Origin of the sequence: Ruegeria sp. HKCCSP351 (assembly GCF_017872535.1) — a bacterium.
Taxonomy (GTDB): domain Bacteria; phylum Pseudomonadota; class Alphaproteobacteria; order Rhodobacterales; family Rhodobacteraceae; genus Ruegeria.
This window is the reverse complement of record NZ_JAEDOV010000001.1, coordinates 611560-634369: the sequence shown is the minus strand read 5'-3', so window position 1 is coordinate 634369 and position 22810 is coordinate 611560. Positions and strand designations below refer to the sequence as shown.

Here is a 22810-nt window from a genome sequence, read left to right as displayed (position 1 = left end):
GGCGGCGATCGCCGCCTTGTTCTTTAACCGTTGCCGTTTCCAGTGAACCGTGCGGCATCTTCCGCTGCGCGCCGTATGGCGTTTGACTTATGGACAGTCTCCATGAACTCGGCCTCAGGGTCGCTGTCATAGACAACACCGCCACCAGCCTGAATATAGAGTTTCTGATCCTTCACGATGGCGGTGCGCAGGGCAATGCACATGTCCATGTCACCGCCCGCACTGAAATAGCCGACACCTCCGCCATAGACGCCGCGTTTTTCCGGCTCAAGCTCGTCAATGATCTCCATCGCGCGCACTTTTGGCGCGCCCGAGACGGTGCCCGCAGGCATCCCGGCAAAGAAGGCGTCCAACGCATCTTTGTCTTCCGCCAATTCACCCACCACGTTCGAGACAATGTGCATCACATGGCTGTAGCGTTCGATGATGAACTCTTCGGTGGGACGTACAGTGCCGATTTTGGACACGCGGCCGGTATCATTGCGCCCGAGGTCCAGAAGCATGAGGTGTTCGGCCAGCTCTTTCTTGTCGGCCAGCAGGTCAAGCTCGTTTGCCTTGTCCTCCTCGGGGGTCGCGCCACGGGGACGGGTGCCTGCGATCGGGCGAATGGTGACTTCGCTGCCGAAAACACGCACCAGAATCTCGGGGCTGGCACCAACGACCTGAAAACCACCGAAGTTGAAATAGAACATAAACGGCGAGGGGTTGGTGCGTCGCAGCGAACGATAAAGCGCAAAAGGCGGCAGCGGAAAATCCTGCGTCCAACGCTGCGCCGGAACAACCTGGAAGATATCGCCAGCGCGGATGTATTCCTTGGCCTTTTCAACCGCTTCCATGTAGCCCGACTTGGTAAAGTTTGACACCGGTTCCGCAATTTCGCGCGCGTCGCCCAGATCACGGGTTTCGGCGGGCATCGCGCGCTCCAGATCGCGGACCGCATCCATTACACGCTCGGCCGCCTGCGCATAGGCAGCCTTGGCAGATTGACCGTCGCTGGCCCAGGCGGGTGAGACCACGGTCACCTCGCCTTTGACACCATCCAGTACTGCGACAACAGACGGGCGCAACATGATCGCATCTGGCAGCCCCAACGGATCGGGGTTCACGTCCGGCAGGTATTCGACCAGCCGAACCATGTCATAGCCCAGATATCCAAACAGCCCGGCAGCGGCCTGAGGCAGGTCGTCTGGCAACTCGATACGGCTTTCGGCCAGCAAGGCACGCAAGTTGTCCATCGGATTGCCGTCCTGCGCAGCAAAGGCGTCGGCGTCGAACCGCGCCGAGCGGTTCAATTCGGACGCTTCACCGTGACAGCGCCAGATCAGGTCCGGTTTCATGCCGATGATCGAATAGCGGCCACGCACCTCACCGCCCGTAACCGACTCCAGCATGAACGCATCTTTCTGCGCTCCCGTCAGTTTGAGCATCAACGACACGGGTGTGTCCAGATCGGCGGCGAGACGTGTGTAAACCACCTGGTTTTCGCCCGCTTCATAGGCGCGTGCGAAGGTATCGAAATCGGGTGTCAGGGCCATCTTGGTCTCGCTTAAAAGCTCGCCTGCACGGCGTTCAGCGCCTGCTGATCCACGACCGGGCGGGCGCGGGTCTGAGCGTCCCGTACGTATGCGTCAAAAATATTCTGTGACAGCGCCTGATCCATCTGCGTTGCCAGTGCGTCGCGCAACCGGCGCAGTTCGTCGGAATCCTCGGGGGGCAGAACCTCGTCCAGACGCACTAGAAACGCTGCACCATTTCCGCCAACGACGCGCAACTCACCGAGTTCCATCTGGAACACTTCGTTCATGAAACTGGCGGGAACGTCATCAAGAAACGCGGTGCGTGTCAGTGCGTTTTCAACGCGGAATGGCAGGCCAGTCGCTGCGAAGTCACCATCGGTGGCCAGTTGGCTCAGTGCGGCGTTTGCTTTGTCCAACAGGGCTTTATTGGTCTCTGCCTGTACCCAAGCCGCAGCGACACTGTCTCGTGCGCTTTCCAGCGGTTCGGGGCGACGCGGCAGAACGTCGTTCAGGCGCAAGGCAAAGATCGATCCGTCTTCGAGAAATGTGATTTCAGGGAAATCTCCCTCTTGAACGGCCTCGGCGGCAGCGCGGAACCCGTCATAGGCCGCTATGTCCTCGGCGCTGTCGCGGGTCCAGTCGATCTGACCCAGTTCCATTTCGGTTTCATTTGCCAGTTCTTCCAGAGTCGCGCCGCCAGCCAGCATGTCGTTTATGTCTTCGGACTGTGCCTCGATCAGGCGGCGGGCGCGTTCTGTCGCCAGTTCTTCGCGCAGGGCCGGTTCGGCCTCTTCAAAGGGAACGCTGTTTGCAGCCAGGGATCCGTTGACACGGAACAGGGCGGGGCCAAATACCGATGGCAGAGGGCCGACAACAGCGTCAAGCTCTGCCGCGAACACGGCGTCGGCGGCCTCGCCCAGATCCTCACGTGTCAGGTCGCCGAGATCGATATCGGAAAGTTCCAGATCACGGTCGCGAACCAGTTGTTCAAAAGTCGTTCCGCCGACCTCAAGTTGCGCCTTGGCGTCATTGGCTGCTTGCTCATCCGGGAAATTCAGGCGCTCGACCAAACGGCGTTCCGGTTGATTATATTCGTCCGACCGCTCTTCAAAAAGTTTGCGAAGGGCTTCTTCGTCAACCTCAACCGTGTCCACCAACATGGCCGGAGACAGAATCGCATACGTCAGCTGTTTCGTGCGGGGCAGGGTGAACTGCTCAGCGTTTTCGTCATAGTAGGTCTGAATCTGTGCGTCAGTCGGCTCGGCCACGGGGTCTTCCAATGCCTCGGCCCCTGCGGTTGCAACAGTAAAGCTGCGACGGGCACCGATGTAGTTGGCCATTGTGTCTGTCACGGTTGCGGGCATTTCCACACCTCCCATGATCGCACCTTGAACGATCGTACGGGCAGATTCTTTGCGCAGGTCCGACTCGAACTCGGAATCCGTCATGCCGACCTGTTCAAGCTGAAAGCGGTATGCCTCGCGGTCGAAATTGCCGTCTACGCCCTGAAAGGCCGGGACAGACACGATCTCTTTTTGCAGGTTTTCATCCCCTATGGAAATCCCGAGCTGGCTCACCTCGTTGTCCAACGCCGCCAAGGCCGTCAGGCGGGCAAGCGCATTGCGATCCAGCCCCAGATCGCGTGCCTGCGACATTTGCAGGGGCTGACCCGATTGCGCCTCAACCGCGCGGATCTCGCGCTGTAACTCGCGGACAAAATCATCGATCGAGATGCTTTCATCACCAACTTGCGCCACAGTACGGACTGTGCCGCTCAGGTTGACCGCGCCGAACCCCGCAAGCCCCAGCATCAGCATGCCCATCAGAATCCAGACAAAGGTTTTCGAAAGACTTTTAGCGCCTGCGGCCATGGTGCCCTCTTGTTATTTCGGCAGCGTTCTGCCCTGTCGGTTGCCGCCTTGAATACGACGCACACCGCCGGGGGGCAAGCTTAGAAGGACAGGCCCTGCAATCGTTTGAACAATTGGCCCAAACCTGTGCGGTCGAGGTTGGCGAATGCAATGCGCACTTGCCGTTTTCCGGCCGGGTCATGATCGGGCATGAACATGGTGCCGGGCAACAGCAGCACGCCAGCTTCGCTGACCAGACGGCGCGCAAGCTCGTCTGACGGCATGTCGAACGGATGCTCCAGATAGGCGAAATACGCCCCAAGTCCCAAAAGGCGCCAACCTTCGGATTCCAGCGCGGGCATACCCTCAAGGATGGCAGCACGACGGTCGAGTATTTCGTCGCGTTCCCCTGCCAGCCATTGCGACAAGTATTGCATACCCCAAAGCGCGGCGAACTGTCCGATCTGACCAGGGCAAATGGCAACGGTGTCAAGAAACTTTTCGACCTCAGCCAAAAGTGCAGGTCCCGTTGCAATGGCACCGACCCTGTGACCCGTCAGCCTGTAGGCCTTAGAGAAGGAATAAAGGTGGATCAGCGTCTGATCCCAGTCTGGTTGCAGGAACAGATCATGTGGCGGCCCGCTGCGACTGTCGAAGTCACGGTAGGTTTCGTCGACGATTAGGTGAATCCCGGTTTCGCGCGCCAGCTCAAAGAAGGCGCGGACAAGGTCCGCCGGGTATTCAACGCCGCCGGGATTATTGGGCGTGACCAGAGCGATGGCACGTGTTTTGTCCGTGATCAGCGCGCGTGCGCTCTCAGGGTCGGGCAGCAAATCGTCGCCGGACTTCAGGTCCAAAGCGTGGACACCCGACATATCCAGCCACATCTTATGATTGAAATACCATGGGGTTGGAAGAATAACCTCATCCCCTTCACCTGTGATGGCCGAAATCACTGCTGAAAACGCCTGATTGCAGCCTGAGGTGATAGCAACCTGAGGTGCCTCAACACTTGCTGCGTAATGCGCGCTGATCTGCGCAGCCAGTTCCGCGCGAAGATCATTATTTCCCAGCACAGGGCCATAAAGATGCGCATGGTTTTCGCGCACGGTAAATTCGGCCATAGCCTCGCGCAACGCCAGCGGCGGCGGGTCAACCGGTGCCGCCTGGCTGACGTTGATCAACGGACGTTCGGGCGGGAACGTAACACCCTCGAGCCATCGGCGCGCTTCCATCACTGGCGGCGCGAATGTTGCGGCGGTCCGGCTGAGCGTCATGTGCTGCCTACTGATCTGAATTCAATCGGTGCCGCGATAGGGCTCGACATATTGAAGGGCCATGTCCCACGGGAAAAAGATCCATGTGTCCTGACTGACTTCGGTGATGAACGTATCCACCATTGGGCGTCCCTTGGGTTTTGCATATACCGTCGCAAAATGCGCTTTCGGATACATCTCCCGAACCAATTCCAGTGTTTTCCCGCTGTCTACCAAGTCGTCGATGATCAAAATTCCGGTTCCGTCGCCCATTAATTTGGCATCGGGTGCTTTCAGAACTTCGGCCTCACCCTGAGCCTGATGATGGTAGGATTTGACGCTGACCGTATCGACAGTACGAATATCCAATTCCCGGCTTACGATCATCGCAGGGGCCATGCCGCCGCGGGTGATCGCCACCACAGCACGCCAGCTGCCGTCATCGGGGCCTTGTCCGTCCAGACGCCACGCCAATGCGCGCGAATCGCGGTGGATCTGGTCCCAGCTGATGTGAAATCCTTTTTCGTGCGGCAGGCGATCCTTAGCGCTCATGTTCTTAACCTTTTTCCACGTCTGGGGCGTCAACGGCCTTCATTCCGACGATATGGTAGCCCGAATCCACGTGCAGGTTCTCACCGGTGACGCCGCTGCTTAGGTCTGACAGCAGGTACAGGGCCGACTTGCCGACATCGTCAATGGTCACGTTGCGGCGCAGCGGAGAGTTGTACTCGTTCCATTTCATGATGTAGCGGAAATCGCCAATGCCGCTGGCGGCCAGCGTTTTGATCGGACCGGCGGAAATCGCGTTCACGCGAATGCCGTCCTTGCCCAGATCCTCGGCCAGATACTTGACTGACGCTTCCAGAGCGGCCTTTGCAACACCCATCACATTATAATGCGGCATGACCTGCTCGGCTCCGTAATAGGTCAGCGTTATCGCGCTGCCGCCTTCGGACATCAACTTTTCCGCGCGCTGCATAACCGCAGTGAACGAATAAACGGATACATCCATTGTCAGCGTGAAATTGGCCCGGCTTGTATCCACATAACGTCCACGCAATTCGTTCTTGTCAGAAAAACCGATGGCGTGAACGACGAAATCCAGTTTGCCCCATTTCTCTTCCAGCGCCGTAAAGAGTGCATCAATAGATGCCTCATCGCTCACGTCGCAGGGCAGAACGATTTCGCTCCCGAGCTGCGCAGCCAGTGGGTCCACACGTTTCTTTAAAGCATCACCCTGGTAGGAAAAGGCAAGTTCAGCTCCGGCTTCGGACAAGGCGCGGGCGATTCCCCATGCAATCGATTTGTCATTGGCCAGTCCCATGATGAGGCCACGTTTGCCGGCCATCAACTGATTTGACATGTTTGGTTCTCCGCCTGTCTTCGCGTTATGTTGAGTTGGTTTATGCCATTGGTTGCGCTGCATCAAGGCCGTGCGCTCTTGCTCGCAGCGGGTTCTCGCCTTAGGTTCGTCGTTAATACTTTCCAGGGGATGGAAATGACCGAGCGTGAAGGCATCTTTGCTGGCTCCGATCCGTTTGAAATTGCGGCCCGGTGGTTAGCTGAGGCTGAAGAAACTGAGGTGAATGATCCGAATGCGATTGCGCTTGCAACCGTAGACCCGGATGGTTTGCCAAATGCACGCATGGTCTTGCTAAAGGAAATTGAGGCGGATTCGTTTGTATTTTATACAAACTACGAAAGCGCCAAAGCGAACGAGCTGGATACGTCGGAAAAAGCTGCATTTGTAATGCATTGGAAATCTTTGCGGCGTCAACTTCGCGTTCGTGGTACAATATGTCGTGAAAACGGGCCCCAAGCTGATGCATATTATGCATCAAGGTCATTGAAAAGCCGGTTGGGTGCCTGGGCTTCAAAGCAGTCACAACCGCTTTCAAGCCGCACAGCTTTGATGGCAGAGGTCGCGAAAGTGACCGCTAAACTAGGGCCGAATCCACCACGCCCTCCGTTCTGGGGCGGGTACCGATTAACGCCGACAGAAATTGAGTTCTGGGCCGATGGAGCATTTCGCTTGCATGACCGGTTCAGATGGAAACGAATTGAGCCGGGATCGGCATGGCATGTTGAAAGGTTGAATCCATGACGTTCACGTGTCGTGAAATGCAACAGGCAGAAAGTAAACGATTTTTTCAGCTTGAATTTGCCCGCCAATCCCATAAACAACAGACCCTTAACGAACTGCTAAAATTCGCGATGGGAAAACCGTGCCAGAAGACCTGAACAATATGTATCGCGTCCGTGGACACGTGAAATGGTTCGATCCCGCTAAGGGATACGGCTTTGTTGTGTCGGACGAAGGCGGGCCAGACATCCTGTTGCATGTGAATGTTTTGCGCAATTTCGGTCAGAGTTCCGTCGCGGACGGTGCGGGTATCGAAATCATGACACATCGCACGGACAGAGGTGTCCAAGCGGTTGAGGTTGTTGCAATCGACCCGCCAGCGCGCGCCGAGTCGATGATGCTGGCTGATTTTGCCGAGTTGGATCCGGACGCTATCGCAGAAGCCCCTTTGGAGGCTGCGCGGGTGAAGTGGTTCGACAAAGGCAAGGGCTTCGGGTTCGCAAATGTTTTTGGGCGCGGAGAAGACGTGTTCTTGCACATAGAAGTGCTGCGGCGCTCGGGGCTTGCTGACCTTCAGCCCGGAGAGGCGCTTGCGATGCGCGTAATTGATGGCAAGCGCGGCCGAATGGCGGCGCAGGTTCTCGCCTGGGAAGCCGCGCTGGACGGCTGACGGTTCCATGACTCGTTTTCTGGTATTCTGGACCCTTCTGATCACGCTGTGGACAGGGGGGGCGTTTGCTGCATGCAGCGCCGACCATGTCACACTCCGAAACGACAGCGCGACAATCCGATTTGACGTGGAAGTGGCGATTACGCCACAGGAACGGTCAAGGGGTTTGATGTTTCGCGAGTCGTTGCCGAATCGATCGGGTATGTTGTTCGTGTTTGATCCACCGCAACCCGTCGCGTTCTGGATGAAGAACACACTGATTCCGCTCGACATGATATTTCTGGACCGTACGGGCACGGTGACACATGTACATGAGAGAGCGATTCCCGGCGATCTGACACCGATTGAAGGTGGTGATGCCATTTTTGCGGTGCTGGAAATCAATGCGGGATTGTCCGCGCGCTACTCTATCGGCGTCGGCACTCAGATGCAGCACGAAATTTTTTCGCAAGGCCCTGCGATTTGGCCCTGTTAGGGCTTTTCAAATCAGATTGGCATCGTTAGGAAGGCGCACGGTCCGGGGCGTGGCGCAGTCTGGTAGCGCACCTGTTTTGGGTACAGGGGGTCGTAGGTTCGAATCCTGCCGCCCCGACCACTTCCTTCACATTCTCATGTGGGCGTTCCGCCCATCGCCCGATACAAGGAGCTGATCGCCTGATCCAGCGTGTCACTTTCCAATGGTACTTCAACGATCAAACCGCTTTTCTGCGGTACTTTAAAGTACGAACGTGTGTCGACGCGATAGCCGGAACCTGTTTTTGACGATGTCAGGCGCATGACACTCTGGGGCAGGTCCTGCGGAAATCCGTCATAGTTCAGAATCAAATAGGCCGCCGCTTTTGGGGGCAGATACTCGCTACATTCAAAAGCCTGTTCGCCGATTTTCTCAAAGACCTTGCCGGGACCAGAACAACTGGTTTCGAAAGCCTCAAATAACCTTTTGGGATGGGTTTCGAACAGTGCGCTACGTGACGGGGTGGGCATTTCTTGTGGCGTGCAGGCCACGATGCAGGCCAATGCGGGGATAAAGCGAAGCAACTTCATTCGTTTGGCCTTTCTCAATCCGGAGTGAACCTTTGGTCGTTCAGCGTGGGTTCGACAGACCCGGCGAAGGTGATTCCATTGCAACCTAATCAGTGCGGCGTTGGTTGATCAATTACAGATAACTATGTTGGTAAAAACGGTAATTCGATTTGAGACTTCGGGTTGTGATCGAAAACTTACCGCGGGCAAGCCTGTGGAGGAATCATGCCCTGAGTCTCGCCCCCTTCCTGTCACGGTCAGGTCAACAAAAAAGATTTCAATTTTGGCTGAAAAAGGGCGTTGACCTTCTATGGTAAGATACGTCAGATTGTATGAGCCGAAGAAATTGCCACAATATCTGGTGTTCAAGCTGGGACGGCAACGGGCGAGGGTCGGATACGCACAGTCTAATGTCGTGCAGCCGTAGTGACGGCTTTTTCGCTGCACAAAGCAGCGACCTGTACCTTTGTGCGCTTCTGTCGGCGTTGCGGTGGTGCTCCGCAACTCAATATGAAGTGCCGTAAACCGAAAATTGGGCGGAATTTAACTAGGGCTGCGGACATGAAGATTGAAAGAAAATTCACCAAACCAGGTCAGGATGCCTATTCAGAACTGGATTTTGTGTCCGCTACGTCTGAAATCCGCAATCCTGATGGAACCATTGTATTCCGTCTGGAAGGGATCGAAGTTCCATCACCCTGGTCGCAGGTGGCAAGTGACGTAATCGCCCAGAAGTACTTTCGCAAAGCTGGTGTTCCGTCCAAACTGAAGAAAGTTAAGGAAAAAGACGTACCCGAATTCCTTTGGCGGTCGGTTCCCGCTGAAGATGCTGAATTCGAGGGCGAGACTTCCTCTAAGCAGGTCTTTGACCGACTGGCCGGTGCGTGGGCATACTGGGGATGGAAAGGTGGTTACTTTTCTACCGAGGAGGATGCGCGCGCCTATTTTGACGAGATGCGGTACATGCTGGCGACCCAGCGCGCCGCGCCAAATAGCCCGCAATGGTTCAACACTGGCCTGCACTGGGCCTATGGGATCGACGGTCCGGCGCAAGGGCACCACTATGTCGACTTCAAAACCGGCAAACTGACCAAATCCAAGTCCGCCTACGAGCATCCGCAGCCGCACGCCTGCTTCATCCAGTCTGTCGATGACGACCTGGTCAATGAAGGCGGCATCATGGATCTGTGGGTGCGCGAGGCGCGCCTGTTCAAATACGGCTCGGGCACCGGGACCAACTTCAGCCATCTGCGGGCCGAAGGCGAGGCACTGTCGGGTGGTGGCAAATCCTCGGGCCTGATGGGCTTTCTCAAGATCGGTGACCGCGCCGCCGGCGCAATCAAATCAGGCGGGACAACCCGTCGGGCAGCAAAGATGGTTATTGTCGATGCGGATCACCCCGATATCGAACAATTCATCGAATGGAAGGTGATCGAAGAGCAGAAAGTGGCATCGATCGTTGCCGGATCGAAGATGCACGAGAAGATGCTGAACGGCATTTTCGAGGCCATCCGTTCGTGGGATGGATCTGCGGATGACGCCTATGATCCGAACAAGAACGACGCGCTGAAAAAGGCGGTTCGCGAGGCGAAAAAGGTAGCGATCCCCGAAACTTATATCAAACGCGTGCTGGACTATGCCAAGCAGGGTCACGACAGTATCGAATTTCCGACCTATGACACGGACTGGGATTCGGAAGCCTATAGCTCGGTTTCGGGCCAGAACTCGAACAACTCCATCCGTGTCACCAATGCGTTTCTGACCGCTGTTGAGAAAGACGCCGATTGGGAACTGATCAACCGAACTGACGGTAAGGTCGCCAAGACGGTCAAGGCGAGGGATCTGTGGGAAAAGGTCGGCCACGCCGCTTGGGCCTGTGCCGATCCGGGCATCCAGTTCCATGACACGGTGAACGAGTGGCACACATGCCCCGAAGATGGTGAGATCCGCGGCTCAAACCCGTGCTCGGAATACATGTTCCTCGATGACACGGCCTGTAACCTTGCCTCGATGAACTTGCTGACCTTCCTTAAGGATGGCGAGTTCCAGGCGGCGGATTATATGCATGCCTCTCGCCTGTGGACCCTGACGCTGGAAATCTCGGTGACCATGGCGCAATTCCCGTCAAAGGAAATCGCGCAACTGTCCTATGACTTCCGCACGCTGGGTCTGGGTTATGCCAATATCGGCGGTCTGCTGATGAACATGGGCTACAGCTATGACTCGGATGAGGGCCGGGCGATCTGCGGCGCACTGACCGCGATCATGACCGGTGTGGCCTACGCGACCTCGGCTGAGATTGCGGGGGAGCTGGGTCCGTTCAAAGGCTATGAGCGCAACGCCGAGCATATGCTGCGCGTCATCCGCAACCACCGCCGCGCGGCGCAAGGCGTGACCGACGGGTATGAGAAACTGGCCGTCAAGCCCGTGCCTCTGGACCATGGTAACTGCCCCGACAAGCGTCTGGTCGATCTGGCCATGTCCGCTTGGGATGAGGCGCTGAGCCTTGGCGAGAAAAACGGCTACCGCAACGCACAGGCCACGGTGATTGCGCCCACCGGCACCATTGGTCTGGTGATGGATTGCGACACCACCGGGATTGAGCCAGACTTTGCTCTGGTGAAGTTCAAGAAGCTGGCCGGTGGCGGTTACTTCAAGATCATCAACCGCTCGGTCCCGTCGGCGCTGGAAAAGCTGGGCTATTCCTCGTCACAGATCGAAGAGATCGTTTCATATGCCGTTGGTCACGGCACCATCGGCAACGCGCCGGGGATTAACCACACCTCGCTGACCGGCCACGGCTTTGGCCCGAATGAGCTGGCCAAGGTGGATGCCGCACTGGAAAGCGCATTCGACATCCGGTTCGTCTTCAACCAGTGGACACTGGGCGAAGATTTCTGCACCGGTGTTCTGGGCATTCCAGCGACCAAGCTGAATGACCCAACGTTTGATCTGCTGCGCCATCTGGGCTTTACCAAGGCGGATATCGACGCAGCGAACGATCACGTCTGCGGAACCATGACGCTGGAAGGCGCGCCGCATCTGAAGGAAGAACACTACTCGATCTTCGACTGCGCCAACCCGTGCGGAAAAAAAGGCAAGCGTTTCCTTGGGGTTGACAGCCACATCACCATGATGGCTGCGGCACAGAGCTTCATCTCGGGCGCGATTTCGAAAACGATCAACATGCCGAATGACGCGACCATCGAGGATTGCCAGAAAGCCTATGAACTCAGCTGGTCGCTGGGTGTGAAGGCCAACGCGCTGTATCGCGACGGCTCGAAGCTATCGCAACCTCTGGCGGCAGCACTGGTCGAGGACGACGACGAGGCGGCCGAAGTGCTGGAAAGCGGCTCTGCTCAGGAAAAAGCCGTCGTTCTGGCCGAGAAGGTGATCGAGAAGGTTGTGGTCAAGGAAATGATCCGCAGCCATCGCGAGAAACTGCCACATCGCCGCAAGGGGTATACTCAGAAGGCCATCGTTGGCGGCCACAAAGTGTACCTGCGCACAGGTGAGTTTGAAGACGGTCAATTGGGCGAGATTTTCATCGACATGCACAAGGAAGGCGCAGGCTTCCGGGCGATGATGAACAACTTTGCCATCGCCGTGTCGGTCGGTCTGCAATATGGCGTGCCGCTGGAGGAGTTTGTCGACGCCTTCACCTTTACCAAGTTCGAACCGGCAGGGATGGTGCAGGGCAACGACTCGATCAAGAACGCAACCTCGATCCTGGATTACATCTTCCGCGAACTGGCCGTGTCTTATCTGGACCGTACCGATCTCGCCCATGTGAAACCCGAGGGTGCTACCTTTGATGATCTTGGCCGCGGAGAAGAGGAAGGCGTTTCCAACGTCTCGGAAATCAGTGAAACTGCGGCATCCAAATCATTGGAAGTGTTGAAACAAATCAGCTCGACAGGGTATCTTCGCAAGCGTCTGCCGCAGGATCTGATGGTGTTAAACGGCAGTTATGGCGACGTGGCCGGAATGTCGGAAACGGCAACTGTGTTCGAAGCGCCTGCCACCGAAACGGCAGTGGCAACCGGGATGGACGCCCGCACCAAAGCCAAGATGCAGGGCTATGAGGGCGACCCCTGTGGCGAATGCGGAAACTACACGCTGGTGCGTAACGGCACTTGCATGAAGTGCAATACCTGCGGCGCGACAAGCGGGTGTAGCTGACTTTAGCGCCCCGGCGCCCCGGGGCGTAGGGGTCGGACGCTGCCCTAAGTAACCGACCCCGACGAATAAGGAGAACAGGTCTGAGACTTACCAAGTGACCTTTCTCCACTCGGCCGACATGCCCGTGTTGGCCGGGAACAGGGTGGGGCGGAATATTTGCTCCCTCCCACTCTTTCACGGGGCGGGTGCGCTCGCCCCATGCGCAGTCCAGGCCGCAGGCAAAAAAACACCGGGCGGTCAACGAAATGAGCCTGGAAGGCGAAACTGACAGGGGGCTTCGGCCCCCTTTCTTTTTTGTCCTTCCGAGTCGTCCCGGATAAGCGCCACATTGCCGGATTGAGGTGGTCCTGTCGGGCAAGAGCCGCCGATACAGGTTTTGCCGGCTTCTTCAGGCGGAGGGCCGCAAACCCGACTCGGGCAAACACGCAAAGATTGGCGTGAAATCACGAAACTCTACCAAAGCGCGTGACGCGCAGGGGGGGTCATGTGCTTCTGGGCGTCGTCCGGACGTAAACACAAACACACCTTTCAGGAGGCACTGAAATGAAATCGCATTATTTGATCGGGCTTTCCATGGCCGTTCTGGGCTTGCCCGGCGTTGCTTCGGCCCAATCCTCAGCCGATACCAACGGTGATGGTCTGCTGACCATCGAGGAAATTCAGGCAGTCGTACCGGAAGTCAACGCCGATACCTTCTCGGCCATGGATGCCAATGGTGACGGAGCGCTGGATGCAGACGAGGTCGCGATCGCGCAGGAGGCAGGATTGTTGCCGCCCAGCGACGGGTAGGCATTGTATGAACAGGCGGCCCGATCCCTTTCGGGCCGCCTTTTCCATCAACTTAAGCGGGAAGATGGATTTTGAATTTTTTCCGAAGTTCGGCGTCCAGAACCGGGTCGAACCTTGCTGGGGAAGGGGTGGAAAGGATTTCCTCTTTCCTTGCTACGGCTTTTTCCACCAGATCGGGCTTGCCAAGCTCCACCCACTCTTTCGGTGAGGAGCGATCTCCGTATGTCGGATAGACGTAATCTGACTGCATCCGGCTCAGTGTTGCGTCAGTTCCCAGATAGTGGCCTGGGCCGCCCATGCATACCGCCGCCATTTGATCCAGTGCCAGCGTGTCATCCGTCACTTCGATCCCGCGTACACAGCGTTGCGCCTGTCCGATCAAATCATCGCTGAGGATTAGACTTTCCAGGCAGAACCCCAGCAACGAGGCATGCATCCCGGCTGCCTCATATACCATGTTCAGACCGGACAGACCTGCCATGACATTCGAACACATCTGTTCCCATCCGGCTTGCATATCGGGCAGTTTCGAATCCGATGCGCCAGCCGCAGCTCCGCCCGGAAGGTCGTAGAACCGGTGCATCTGGGCACATCCGGCAGTCAGAAGGGCCTGTTCCCCTGAACCGATCGACATGGCACCGGTTCGCAGGTCCAAACCAAACGGCCAGGAGCCAAAAATCGCCGGAGCACCGGGACTTACGGCATTAACATAAACCAATCCCGCCAGGCATTCCGCAGTTGCTTGCGTGATCGCACCGGCGATGGTCGACGGCGCTGTGGCTCCGGCCATACCAGCAGATAGCAGCAAGACAGGCATTCCGGCCTTGATGCATGCTTCCATCACTTCGCAGCTTTCGGTTGCGAATTTCATTGGAGGAACAACAAAGCAGTTCGAGTTCGACACGAAGGGTCGTTCGCGAAATTTGTCTTCACCGCCCGCAATCATATAGATCATCTCCATCGCTGGAGCGACGTGGCTTGGTTCGGTGAAAGATGTCCCGATGTGTTTGAATGACCCTGAACAGCATGCGTAAATCGTGTTGAGGTCCATTTCGAGGTTGTCCGCGATGTCACGACAGACCATTGGCCGCTGCACAAAGTGTATATTATCAAGCTGTTGGCAGATGCGTGCGGCATCGTGCAGATCTTGCACGGTGGAATGGCGATATTCCCGACCGTGGACGTCGACCATGGACACGGCCGCTCCGGCCGTACCGTAGTGCACCTTGGTGCCCGACAGTTCTAGATCGGTGTTACCGTCCCGGCTGTACAAAGTGACTGAACGGTTCGCCTTAGCAACCGTGTCCTCGACAAGGGCACGGGGGAAACGGATACGTCCATCGTCGCCCAAGGTGCAGCCCGCACCGACCAGATAGTCAATGCCACTTTGCGGCGCGTCCGCCAGGCCAATGGTTTCAAGCGCGGTCAGTGCTGCTTCGTGGATGCGTTCGATCTGTGCCTGTGTCAGTACATTCAGGACGCCGCCTTCCATTCCGGGGCGGACAGGTCGCAGGTGCTCGGGCAGTGCAGTTGCACGGGCAGCTCGGCGCGCGGCACGGCCGCCACTGCGCGAAGAATTGCGGGGTTGGTCGTTCATTTCAAGAATCCGGTCGTTGAGTGATGTCTTAAGGTGTCAGCAAGCACACCTTTACGGCCGTCCTCGTGCGGCACGCCCACGATCTGCCCCAATGGTGCGGCTGATCAGGCTGATTTTCCAGTCGTCGTCTGCCATTTTGCCCCTCAACGTCTTGCGCGAGCATTCCAAAACACTGCGACACAATCTGTTCTATTTGCGACCTTTGAAAATTATTCACGCGGACAAATCTCGCCGTCACTTTGCCAGATAATCATGCGCCGATATTTTCACCCATTTTGGCGGGAATCTGTTACACTGCATTCACTTACTTCTGAGGCCTGCGCCTGTGAGTTGAATTATGAACCAGTAGGCCACAGATTGAATTGAAGTCATGCCTCTGATCGAAACCAGAGCGGTGTTGCATTGAACCCGACTGTGAAACCTTTTTCCGTCCTTGTTGTTGCGATAATGTTCGCCGGTGCTGACCCTGTTGCCGCCGAGGACTGGACTGGCGGGTATGCCGGTTTCAGTTTTGGATTTGCAGATGCCGATGGTCCGGGTGGTGCAAATGGCGATGATACGGCCTTTGGTGCGCATCTGGGCTATGATCAGGATTTTGGGAATTTTGTGCTGGGCGGTGAGTTGGAGTATAATCGGCTGTCCCTGAACCTTGGCCAATCTCAGGGCAGTCTCGACAGCATGACCAGCTTGAAGCTGCGTGGCGGATATGATTTCGGTAACGCTCTGGGATACGTGGTCGTAGGCGCGGCGCGGGCTGATACATCGGTCGACAGTGACACAGCCGCCGTTTACGGGATCGGATTGGCCTACCCGATTGGCGAGAATTTCGTTATCAGCGGTGAAGCGCTGCGGCAGAATTTCGACGATGTCACCCGATCCAGCGGCAGTCTGGACACCAATGTTTTCAACCTGCGTACGACATTTCGGTTTTAGATGCGGCTATTCAGCCGCGTGTCGCTTGGCGAGTTGTGCTGAAAACGCGCACAGGGTTCTCAAGGCACTGACAAATTTCTCATCATCCACGGTCATGGCGACACGAATGTGCCCTGCAGCGGCTTTGCCAAAGCTTTCGCCCGGCATGACGGCAATCGCATGAGTGTCCAGCAGGGCGTTCGCAAACTCTTCACCCGTCAGGCCGGTCGCCCGCACATCCAGCATCAGATACATAGAACCCTGCGCCGGGACGAGCCCCACTGTGTTCTGTGCCGCCAATACGTTTATCGCCAATGAACGGCGGCGACGGAATGGCGCGGCGATCTTGTTTTCAAGTTCGTGTCCTGCGGTCAGTGCAAAGCTGGCCGCGTCCTGAATGAACCCCGGTACGCCATAGGTTGTGTGAGTAGCCAGATCTATCAGGTGACGGATCACGTATTCCGGACCAACGATCCACCCGCATCGGGACCCGGTCATGGCATGTGATTTGGACATTGATCCAATCACCAAGGTACGGTCGGCCATTCCGGGCAGCGCGCGGGCGGACAGGTGCTCGCCCTCCCAGATCTGGGTGTCATAGACTTCGTCTGATATCAGCCACAGGTCACGGCGTTGGCAAACATCGGCAATGGCTTCAAGTGACTGACGGGAATACACCACTCCGGTTGGGTTGTTCGGCGTGTTGATCAACAGCGAAACCGCGCCCTCCGCGGCTGCATCAATCAAATCGGCGCGCGGTTGAAATGCATCCTCTGCAGCGGTCCGAACAGCGCGGGCAATGGCCCCGGCGCCGCGAATCGTCCCGGGATAGGTGGCATAATACGGGTCCAGAAACAGCCCGGTGTCGCCGGGATCGCATACCGCCATATGCGCCGCGAACAGGGCGGACTGCCCACCGGGCGTGATCAGTACATTGTTGCGCGTCGTTGGGATGCCTGTGCGGGACTGAACCCGGGCAGCAACCGTATCGCGCAGCAAATCTGTTCCGGGCACCGTGGCATAACCGGTGTGACCGTTGCGGGCTGACAGGTCCATAGCGTGCAGGATCGACGGGTCAGTACGAACGTCATGCTCGCCGATTGTCAATTCTGTCACGGCATGCCCTTCATTCAGCATCCGTCGGGCGCGGTTGAACACCTCCCACCCGTCGCTGCCGCCGGTGATCTGCGTGATGCGCTTGGACAATTCCATGACAAGGGTCCCGGTTACTCTGCGCTGAATGGGACAGAGCGGCGGGCGTTTGTCAATCAGCTTCGCGGCGCTATCGAGGCCTGAAGTTTTTTGGTCAATGATGCGCGGACAAGGTCATAGGACACAGTCAAACGATGGCGCATTTCGTCAGCGCCGGTGTCAAACGGAAGACGCACCCAGCTGCGGTGGAAATAGGGGGCTTTTACGCCGATCCCGGCGTCTATCAGCATCTGCGCCGTCTCGATATCGGGCGTTTTGACGGAAACACCGTCATTTGCGATTCCGATACAGGCGAACATCTTGCCACCAATTTTCCAGGCGTCATGGCCACCGCCCCAGGGATCGGAAAGTTCAGCGCCGGGAAGCGTTTTGCAGATGGAATTGACGAAATCTCGGTCCATGTTTGGCACTGTGCCCAACGGGGGTGGCAAACTCAACACTTGGCTTGCGAATGATCCCATGCTAACCGATGTCCCATGAACCCGGTGACCTGCATCATAATCTGCTGCATTACCTGCTGATTTATCAAGCGGGCCGGTTTCTTTCGTTTTCATCCCAGAGACAAGTTGCTAAGCCCGCGCCAACGCGCAAGCCTTTGCTGTTTCTTAGGAGCCCGACCGATGACGACGATCAAGCTGCACAACACACGGACGCGGACGAAGGAAGACTTCGTACCGATCGATCCTGAAAACGTGCGGATGTATGTCTGTGGCCCAACGGTCTATGACCGCGCCCATTTGGGTAATGCCCGTCCGGTGGTTGTTTTCGATGTGCTCTATCGCCTTTTGCGCTACGTTTATGGCGCAAAGCATGTGACCTATGTGCGCAACTTCACCGATGTGGACGACAAGATCAATGCGACGGCGCTGGCGCGCAAGCAGGCTGGTGCAGAAGGCACGCTGGAACAATTGGTGCAGGAGCGGTCGGACGAGACCATCGACTGGTACTTGCACGACATGGGGGCGTTGGGAGCGTTGGAACCCAACCAGATGCCACGCGCGACCCAGTATATCGCCCAGATGATCGCGATGATCGAAGACCTGATCGCCAAGGGCCACGCCTATGCCGCCGAAGGCCATGTTCTGTTCGCAGTCGACAGGTGGAAAGAAAGCTATGGCAAGCTGTCTGGCCGGTCGGTCGATGACATGATCGCAGGTGCGCGGGTCGAGGTGGCACCATACAAGAAAAACCCGATGGATTTCGTGTTGTGGAAGCCTTCGACCGATGAACTGCCGGGCTGGGACAGCCCATGGGGCAGGGGACGTCCGGGCTGGCACATCGAATGCTCAGCCATGAGCTATGAACTGCTGGGCGAGAGCTTTGATATCCATGGTGGTGGCAACGACCTGATGTTCCCGCATCATGAGAACGAGATCGCCCAAAGCAAATGCGCGCACCCGCATGGCGAATTCGCGCGGGTCTGGCTGCATAACGAGATGTTGCAGGTTGAAGGAAAGAAAATGTCCAAATCGCTGGGTAATTTCTTTACCGTGCACGATCTGTTGGAGCAGGGCGTTCCGGGCGAAGTGATCCGCTTTGTCTTTTTGCAGACGCATTACCGCAAGCCGATGGACTGGACCGAGAAAAAGGCCCATGAGGCCGAGGCGACGCTGCGCAAATGGCGGGCGCTGACAGCAGGTATCGAACCTGCCGCCAGCGCGGCACCTGAAGTCATCGCAGCACTAAGTGACGATCTGAATACGGCAGGTGCCATGAGCGAGCTTTACCGTCTGGCTTCAGATGGTGACGCCGCAGGCCTGTTGGCAAGTGCGCAACAGCTGGGTTTGCTTATGCCTGAGATGGGCGACTGGGCCGATACCGCATCTGTCGACCTGACCGCCCATGCGGACCGTTTGGCGAAAGCACGAGCCACCGCGATGCAAAGCAAGGACTTCTCGGAAGTTGATCGCTTGAAGGCAGCATATGTAGCGGCGGGGCTTGAGGTTCGAATGAGCAAGGAAGGTGTCGAACTGGTGCCGGGCGCCGGTTTTGACGCTGCCAAGCTGGAGGAGGTCTGATGACCAAGGAACGCCTCTACCTCTACGACACAACCCTGCGCGATGGGCAGCAAACACAGGGCGTGCAGTTTTCGACCGCTGAAAAAGTGCAGATCGCACAGGCGCTGGACGCATTGGGCGTGGATTACATCGAAGGCGGTTGGCCCGGCGCCAACCCGACCGATAGCGCGTTTTTCGAGGTGGCCCCAAAGACCTCGGCCCGGTTGACGGCGTTCGGCATGACCAAACGCGCAGGACGATCAGCCGAGAATGACGATGTGCTGGCTGCGGTGATGAATGCGGGAACGCAGGCTGTTTGTCTGGTCGGCAAGTCGCATGATTATCACGTCACCCACGCGCTTGGCATTTCACTGGAAGAAAACACGGAAAACGTGCGTGCCTCGGTCGCGCATATCGTCGCGCAGGGGCGTGAAGCGCTGTTTGATGCGGAACATTTCTTTGATGGCTACAAGGACGATCCGGAATATGCCGTGGATGTTTGTCGCGCAGCGCTTGAGGCGGGCGCGCGGTGGGTTGTCCTGTGTGACACAAATGGTGGCGCTTTGCCGTCCGAGGTCGGGCGGATCGTATTCGAGGTGATCGCAGCCGGGCTGCCCGGTGATCGGCTGGGCATTCACACCCATAACGACACCGAAAATGCCGTTGCCTGTTCTCTGGCTGCTGTTGAGGCAGGTGCACGGCAAATTCAGGGCACATTGAATGGTTTGGGCGAGCGTTGCGGCAATGCAAATCTGACCGCTTTGATACCGACGCTGTTGCTGAAGGAACCCTATGCGTCGCAGTTTGATATTGGTGTCAGCCGTGAGGCTTTGGCTGGTTTGACCCGCATCAGCCGGATGCTGGATGATGTTTTGAATCGGGTGCCCAGCAAGCAGGCGGCTTATGTTGGGGCGTCGGCTTTTGCGCATAAGGCCGGACTGCACGCCAGCGCGATCCTCAAGGATCCATCGACATATGAGCATGTGGAACCCGCAAGTGTCGGGAACTCCCGCATCATTCCGATGTCGAACCAGGCTGGTCAGTCAAACCTGCGCAAGCGTTTGACCGAGGCCGGTTTACGTGTTGAAGAAGGTGACCCCGCACTTGGCCGCATCCTTGACCAGATAAAGGCCCGCGAGGCGGATGGATATTCCTATGACACCGCTCAGGCCAGTTTTGAACTGCTGGCGCGGGAAGAGCTGGGTCAGTTACCTGAGTTCTTCGAGGTCAAGCGTTACAAAGTCACCGTTGAAAGGCGTAAGAACAAATACAACAAGATGGTCAGCCTATCCGAGGCCGTTGTTGTCGTAAAAGTGGATGGTGAAAAGAAGCTGTCTGTGAGTGAATCCATGGACGAGTCAGGCAGCGACAGAGGGCCAGTGAACGCCCTTGCGAAGGCGCTGGCTAAGGATCTGGGCCAGTATTCGCAGGTGCTGTCAGATATGCGTCTGGTCGACTTCAAGGTGCGTATTACGCAAGGCGGCACCGAAGCGGTCACGCGTGTCATCATCGACAGCGAAGACGGTCAGGGGCGGCGCTGGTCGACCGTGGGCGTCAGCGCGAACATAGTCGATGCGTCTTTCGAGGCGCTTCTGGATGCGATTCAGTGGAAACTGGTGCGCGACTGTGATCCGAAAAAGGCAGCAGCCGAGTGAGCGTGGTCTTTGACCAAGACGTCAAAGCCTGCGCGGCACTTGTGCAGCGGGCTGATCCAGATCGTTTCCGCGCAGCGATGGCTGCACCGGTTGCAGATCGTGCAGTTCTGTTCCCGATTTACGCGCTGAACGTCGAAGTTGCCCGCGCGCCCTGGGTGACGCAAGAGCCGATGATCGCCGAGATGCGGCTGCAATGGTGGCGAGACGCGCTACAGGAAATTGCAGAAGGGGCAACCGTACGGCGGCACGAGGTGGTAACACCCTTGTCACGGGTTCTTTCGCCCCATCTGGCTGGTGTTTTGGATGAATATGTGGCTGTAAGGCGTTGGGATATATGCCGTGATCCGTTCGAGGATCAGGATCACTTTGACGCCTACATCGATCACAGTACGGGCTCATTGGTTGTTGCATCAGCTCAGGCGCTGGGGGCGGCCGATGAAACTGTGTTGCGTGACTTTGGATATGCGGTTGGGGTGTCGAACTGGTTGAGGGCTATTCCTGAATTGGAACAACGCGGGCGGATACCGCTTTTGGACGGTACCATTGAAGGGGTGCGTGCCTTGGCCGGAACCGCTTTGAATCGCCTGCAAAAAGCTAGATCGCATCGGGCTGAGATTTCGGCCGAGGCACGGCCAGCATTATATTCCGGTTGGTTGGCCGAACGGGTTTTAAAGCAAGCCATAGCCCGACCCGAACGTGTCGCCTCCGGTGATCTTGTACCGCGAGAAATACAGCAGCGGCTGTCCTTGATGTGGACTGCGGGCAGCGGGCGCTGGTGATCAGGCCCGTTCCGGGTCGGCAGGTCGCAGAACCAGCCACAACAGGGCCCCGCCTGCCAATGTCAGCAACGGAATCATGGCAAGGTTGACTGCTGTCCACCCTTCAACCGGGGACCCACCCGAGCAGTTCATCAATCCACCCGAAGCCAGCGAGGCCATAGTCACTCCGCCAAACACCAGCAGGTCGTTAAGACCCTGCATCCGACCGCGTTCCTGCGGTTCATGCGATGCGGCCAGCATCGTGGTCGCGCCGATAAAGCCAAAGTTCCACCCAACACCAAGAAGAATGAGAGCAACGAAAAAGTTCCCTAAATCAACGCCCTGCAAGGCGACCAGTCCAGCGGCTGCAAGAATCGCCAGACCCAGCGCCACGATCCTTTCGATGCCAAACCGGGCGATCAGGTGACCCGTAAAGAAACTGGGCACATACATGGCCAGCACGTGGCTGGTGACGATGTCAGCCGCGTCATTGGCCGAGTAACCACAACCCACCACGGCCAACGGAGTTGAGGTCATCACAAGATTCATCAGCGCGTAAGATACCATGGCACATATGATGGCCACGGCGATGCGGGGTGTTTTCAGCAACTCCAGTCGCGACCGCCCCTTGGGCTCGGTGTCGGTGGGTTTTGCAGGCGTTGGGATGTCAAGAAAGAAGAACAGGGCGGACCCCAGAACATTGATCCCAATGACGGCCAGATAGGTGCCCAGAAACGGGATGACATAGGCTTCTGATGTGAGCTTGACGATCTGCGGGCCAATGATGGCGGCCGCCAGCCCTCCAGCCATGACATAGGAAATCGCTTTGGGGCGGTAATCGTCTGATGCGGTGTCTGCCGCTGCAAAGCGATAGAACCCGTGCGCGCTCATGTAGATGCCGGTCAGCAGGCTGCCGACAAGAAAAATGGGAAACGAGCCCAGGAACAGCCCATAAGCGCTGATCAACCCGCCCAGAGCACCGGCGGTTGCCCCGACAAGGAACCCAACCCGACGCCCCCATTTTTGCATGATGGCCGAGATTGGCGTGGCTGCCAGCATCGATCCCAGAACAATCAGCGAAATGGGCAATGTTGCCAGGCAGGGATTGGTCGCCAGCGACTGGCCTGCCAGCCCACCGACGATGAACATCACGGGCATCTGCGCGCCCAGAATGGCCTGCGCCGCCACCAAGACGGCGACGTTGCGTTTGGCCTGGCGGTCATCGGGAAGGGTCGAGATCATGGTCATGGCCGAATGGTTATCGGCTAAGTGTTTGCGGCACAACCCGGTTGCATCTGCGGCACATGCG

Annotated in this window: 19 protein-coding genes and 1 tRNA gene; 10 read left to right on the top strand and 10 right to left on the bottom strand. The window is 57.2% G+C overall.

Features of this window, described 5'->3' with window-relative positions; all coding sequences use genetic code 11:
- Positions 1-23 precede the first annotated feature (23 nt).
- The 5 genes from trpE to fabI form a co-directional block, all read right to left on the bottom strand.
- Entirely contained in the window at positions 24-1535 is a 1512-nt protein-coding gene (gene trpE, locus I9182_RS03130) for an anthranilate synthase component I (protein WP_209503820.1), read from the bottom strand.
- 11 nt (positions 1536-1546) lie between these two features.
- Positions 1547-3388, bottom strand: coding sequence for a SurA N-terminal domain-containing protein (locus tag I9182_RS03125; RefSeq protein WP_209596403.1), 1842 nt, complete (start codon positions 3386-3388; stop codon positions 1547-1549).
- 80 nt (positions 3389-3468) lie between these two features.
- Positions 3469-4644: an aminotransferase gene (locus I9182_RS03120; protein WP_209596401.1), complete on the bottom strand. Its 1176-nt coding sequence runs from the start codon at positions 4642-4644 to the stop codon at positions 3469-3471.
- A gap of 21 nt (positions 4645-4665) precedes the next feature.
- Complete coding sequence (gene gpt / locus I9182_RS03115; protein ID WP_209503823.1) at positions 4666-5175, bottom strand: xanthine phosphoribosyltransferase; 510 nt, start codon at positions 5173-5175, stop codon at positions 4666-4668.
- Positions 5176-5179: 4 nt separating this feature from the next.
- A complete protein-coding gene (gene fabI, locus I9182_RS03110) occupies positions 5180-5986 on the bottom strand; it encodes an enoyl-ACP reductase FabI (protein WP_209503824.1) in 807 nt (268 codons plus the stop codon).
- Positions 5987-6121: 135 nt separating this feature from the next.
- On the opposite strand from fabI, the gene pdxH reads away from it, so the two are divergent.
- The 4 genes from pdxH to I9182_RS03090 all read left to right on the top strand — a co-directional run bounded on the left by pdxH (position 6122) and on the right by I9182_RS03090 (position 7971).
- Entirely contained in the window at positions 6122-6727 is a 606-nt protein-coding gene (gene pdxH, locus I9182_RS03105) for a pyridoxamine 5'-phosphate oxidase (protein WP_209503825.1), read from the top strand.
- 121 nt (positions 6728-6848) lie between these two features.
- Positions 6849-7376: a cold shock domain-containing protein gene (locus I9182_RS03100; RefSeq protein ID WP_209503826.1), complete on the top strand. Its 528-nt coding sequence runs from the start codon at positions 6849-6851 to the stop codon at positions 7374-7376.
- A 7-nt stretch (positions 7377-7383) separates the two neighbouring features.
- Positions 7384-7851 (top strand): DUF192 domain-containing protein, encoded by a 468-nt coding sequence (locus I9182_RS03095; RefSeq protein WP_209503827.1) that lies wholly within the window; start codon positions 7384-7386, stop codon positions 7849-7851.
- 43 nt (positions 7852-7894) lie between these two features.
- Positions 7895-7971 (top strand) — tRNA-Pro (locus tag I9182_RS03090).
- 14 nt (positions 7972-7985) lie between these two features.
- Here I9182_RS03090 and I9182_RS03085 read toward each other — a convergent pair.
- Positions 7986-8420, bottom strand: a complete 435-nt coding sequence (locus I9182_RS03085) for a hypothetical protein (RefSeq protein ID WP_209503828.1) — start codon at positions 8418-8420, stop codon at positions 7986-7988.
- A 540-nt stretch (positions 8421-8960) separates the two neighbouring features.
- On the opposite strand from I9182_RS03085, the gene I9182_RS03080 reads away from it, so the two are divergent.
- Both I9182_RS03080 and I9182_RS03075 read left to right on the top strand, forming a co-directional pair.
- A complete protein-coding gene (locus tag I9182_RS03080) occupies positions 8961-12581 on the top strand; it encodes a vitamin B12-dependent ribonucleotide reductase (protein ID WP_209596400.1) in 3621 nt (1206 codons plus the stop codon).
- Between the two features lie 543 nt (positions 12582-13124).
- Positions 13125-13370, top strand: coding sequence for a hypothetical protein (locus I9182_RS03075; protein ID WP_209596397.1), 246 nt, complete (start codon positions 13125-13127; stop codon positions 13368-13370).
- A 52-nt stretch (positions 13371-13422) separates the two neighbouring features.
- Here I9182_RS03075 and I9182_RS03070 read toward each other — a convergent pair whose 3' ends face one another.
- A complete protein-coding gene (locus I9182_RS03070) occupies positions 13423-14967 on the bottom strand; it encodes a trimethylamine methyltransferase family protein (protein WP_209596395.1) in 1545 nt (514 codons plus the stop codon).
- A gap of 414 nt (positions 14968-15381) precedes the next feature.
- Here I9182_RS03070 and I9182_RS03065 point away from each other — a divergent pair, with 414 nt between their 5' ends.
- Entirely contained in the window at positions 15382-15900 is a 519-nt protein-coding gene (locus I9182_RS03065; protein ID WP_348540370.1) for an outer membrane beta-barrel protein, read from the top strand.
- 6 nt (positions 15901-15906) lie between these two features.
- Here I9182_RS03065 and I9182_RS03060 read toward each other — a convergent pair whose 3' ends face one another.
- The gene (locus I9182_RS03060) at positions 15907-17091 is read right to left on the bottom strand and encodes a pyridoxal phosphate-dependent aminotransferase (protein ID WP_209596391.1); all 1185 of its coding nucleotides are present in this window, start codon (positions 17089-17091) and stop codon (positions 15907-15909) included.
- Between the two features lie 56 nt (positions 17092-17147).
- The gene (locus I9182_RS03055) at positions 17148-17492 is read right to left on the bottom strand and encodes an MmcQ/YjbR family DNA-binding protein (protein ID WP_209596389.1); all 345 of its coding nucleotides are present in this window, start codon (positions 17490-17492) and stop codon (positions 17148-17150) included.
- 219 nt (positions 17493-17711) lie between these two features.
- On the opposite strand from I9182_RS03055, the gene cysS reads away from it, so the two are divergent.
- From cysS to I9182_RS03040, 3 genes are read left to right on the top strand one after another with little or no spacing between them, the layout of a single operon-like run.
- On the top strand, positions 17712-19109 hold the full coding sequence (cysS, locus tag I9182_RS03050) for a cysteine--tRNA ligase (RefSeq protein WP_209596387.1): 1398 nt from the start codon (positions 17712-17714) through the stop codon (positions 19107-19109).
- Complete coding sequence (gene cimA, locus I9182_RS03045) at positions 19109-20743, top strand: citramalate synthase (RefSeq protein WP_209596385.1); 1635 nt, start codon at positions 19109-19111, stop codon at positions 20741-20743. The genes cysS and cimA overlap by 1 nt, the downstream gene beginning before the upstream one ends.
- A 2-nt stretch (positions 20744-20745) precedes the next feature.
- Positions 20746-21522 carry a squalene/phytoene synthase family protein gene (locus tag I9182_RS03040; RefSeq protein ID WP_209596384.1) on the top strand — a complete coding sequence of 259 codons (777 nt, stop codon included), beginning with the start codon at positions 20746-20748 and terminating at the stop codon, positions 21520-21522.
- Here I9182_RS03040 and I9182_RS03035 read toward each other — a convergent pair whose 3' ends face one another.
- Positions 21523-22749: an MFS transporter gene (locus tag I9182_RS03035; protein ID WP_209504886.1), complete on the bottom strand. Its 1227-nt coding sequence runs from the start codon at positions 22747-22749 to the stop codon at positions 21523-21525.
- Positions 22750-22810: the final 61 nt, after the last annotated feature.

What these genes read in the sequence shown, in the direction of transcription:
- trpE (WP_209503820.1), bottom strand. Translation starts at nt 1,535, where the DNA reads ATGGCCCTGACACCCGATTTCGATACCTTCGCACGCGCCTATGAAGCG.
- I9182_RS03125 (WP_209596403.1), bottom strand. Translation starts at nt 3,388, where the DNA reads ATGGCCGCAGGCGCTAAAAGTCTTTCGAAAACCTTTGTCTGGATTCTG.
- I9182_RS03120 (WP_209596401.1), bottom strand. Translation starts at nt 4,644, where the DNA reads ATGACGCTCAGCCGGACCGCCGCAACATTCGCGCCGCCAGTGATGGAA.
- gpt (WP_209503823.1), bottom strand. Translation starts at nt 5,175, where the DNA reads ATGAGCGCTAAGGATCGCCTGCCGCACGAAAAAGGATTTCACATCAGC.
- fabI (WP_209503824.1), bottom strand. Translation starts at nt 5,986, where the DNA reads ATGTCAAATCAGTTGATGGCCGGCAAACGTGGCCTCATCATGGGACTG.
- pdxH (WP_209503825.1), top strand. Translation starts at nt 6,122, where the DNA reads ATGACCGAGCGTGAAGGCATCTTTGCTGGCTCCGATCCGTTTGAAATT.
- I9182_RS03095 (WP_209503827.1), top strand. Translation starts at nt 7,384, where the DNA reads ATGACTCGTTTTCTGGTATTCTGGACCCTTCTGATCACGCTGTGGACA.
- I9182_RS03085 (WP_209503828.1), bottom strand. Translation starts at nt 8,420, where the DNA reads ATGAAGTTGCTTCGCTTTATCCCCGCATTGGCCTGCATCGTGGCCTGC.
- I9182_RS03080 (WP_209596400.1), top strand. Translation starts at nt 8,961, where the DNA reads ATGAAGATTGAAAGAAAATTCACCAAACCAGGTCAGGATGCCTATTCA.
- I9182_RS03075 (WP_209596397.1), top strand. Translation starts at nt 13,125, where the DNA reads ATGAAATCGCATTATTTGATCGGGCTTTCCATGGCCGTTCTGGGCTTG.
- I9182_RS03070 (WP_209596395.1), bottom strand. Translation starts at nt 14,967, where the DNA reads ATGAACGACCAACCCCGCAATTCTTCGCGCAGTGGCGGCCGTGCCGCG.
- I9182_RS03060 (WP_209596391.1), bottom strand. Translation starts at nt 17,091, where the DNA reads ATGGAATTGTCCAAGCGCATCACGCAGATCACCGGCGGCAGCGACGGG.
- I9182_RS03055 (WP_209596389.1), bottom strand. Translation starts at nt 17,492, where the DNA reads ATGGACCGAGATTTCGTCAATTCCATCTGCAAAACGCTTCCCGGCGCT.
- cysS (WP_209596387.1), top strand. Translation starts at nt 17,712, where the DNA reads ATGACGACGATCAAGCTGCACAACACACGGACGCGGACGAAGGAAGAC.
- cimA (WP_209596385.1), top strand. Translation starts at nt 19,109, where the DNA reads ATGACCAAGGAACGCCTCTACCTCTACGACACAACCCTGCGCGATGGG.
- I9182_RS03035 (WP_209504886.1), bottom strand. Translation starts at nt 22,749, where the DNA reads ATGACCATGATCTCGACCCTTCCCGATGACCGCCAGGCCAAACGCAAC.